Source organism: Microcoleus sp. S13_B4, assembly GCF_036700885.1.
Classification (GTDB): Bacteria; Cyanobacteriota; Cyanobacteriia; order Cyanobacteriales; family Microcoleaceae; genus Microcoleus.
The window spans coordinates 1-1,282 of sequence record NZ_JAUBPU010000152.1 but is presented as its reverse complement, the minus strand read 5'-3'; the positions used below and the strand labels follow the sequence as shown (position 1 = coordinate 1,282).

Here is a 1,282-nt window from a genome sequence, read left to right as displayed (position 1 = left end):
ATATTTTTGCCAACCTTCACAAGGATGCCATTATCTAGACTACATAGATGATATTTTTTGTCAATGCGTAAGTCCTATATCTCATTAATTTGGTTCCCATTAATTACTTATTGGTTAACCACTTATTGCCCCATTGGTACTCGTTTATCAATCGCAATCGACCGCAGTCAATGGGGGTGCATTAATCTCTTTATGGTTAGCCTGATATGTCCGCGAAGAGCAATTCCATTATACTGGTCACTGTTGCCCACATTAGGAAACAGTAGCTTCGAGTCACAAAGTACCAATCTACAGCAAGTTTTACCATTATTTTCAAAATATAAAGTCATCGTTTTAGGAGACCGTGAATTTTGTTCTGTTGATTTGGCAAACTGGCTTAAGGAAAAGGGTGTGTCTTTTTGCTTAAGACTGAAAAAGAATCTTTGTATCGAAACAGAACATTTAGTTTGGCAACGGTTGGATGAATTAGGGATAGTACCAGGAACTTCTTTGTATTTTCAAGGAAAAAAAGTGAGGAAAACTCGACCTGCTACCGGATTTGCTCTGGCTTGTAAGTGGAGAAGGAACTCGGGGAAATATCAAGTTAAAGAAGCTTGGTTTATTCTCACAGACGCTCATTGCGAGCAGCCATCAATGCTTATAAGCAGCGGATGGGCATTGAAGAAATGTTCCGAGACTGTAAAAAAGGAGGCTATGATATTGAAGGAACAAGCCTCAAAGGGAACCGACTAATTAACATGATTCTGCTCATGACACTTGCGTACAGTTCAGCAATATTTCAAGGCACTGAACTTAAGAAAAAGCAGGTACAAAAATATGTATCTCGTCGCACAGAACCCAAGAAAAAATATCGCAGACGCAGTACATTTGGTGTTGGATTAGATGGAGAAAAGTGGGTTAATTATCTAGAACAATATTCTTTAGAGGTGGAACAGTAAACGCAAGTTAACTCCTTCTAAACGCCGCTTTTATCAACAAGGTATGCGGGCCGCAACCCTTATACAGTCCATCTCCTAGACCTCTTTTTCACCCCCCCAGGCGGGCTGCAACCCTTATACACTCTATCTCGTAGACCTCTTTGTCACCCCCCCAGGGCCACTTAATCAGCAAAAACAACAAAGCCCCTCTCTGAAGCTCAGAAAGAGGCTGTGTAAGGTCTCATAGACTCCCAGGCATTGAGGTATTTTCGCTCGGCAGTGAGGGGGCAAATATATTTACCGGAGCATTTAACAAGCGATCTCGGGAGGGAATCCCAGTGGTTCCATTGCCTCTTTTGACAGTA

2 protein-coding genes are annotated in these 1,282 nt (G+C 41.7%); both read left to right on the top strand.

Features of this window, described 5'->3' with window-relative positions; all coding sequences use genetic code 11:
• Positions 1-63: 63 nt before the first annotated feature.
• Positions 64-732 (top strand): transposase, encoded by a 669-nt coding sequence (locus QT994_RS27665; RefSeq protein WP_333180333.1) that lies wholly within the window; start codon positions 64-66, stop codon positions 730-732.
• Positions 618-938, top strand: coding sequence for a hypothetical protein (locus tag QT994_RS27660; RefSeq protein ID WP_333180337.1), 321 nt, complete (start codon positions 618-620; stop codon positions 936-938). Before QT994_RS27665 ends, QT994_RS27660 begins: the two co-directional genes overlap by 115 nt.
• Positions 939-1,282: the final 344 nt, after the last annotated feature.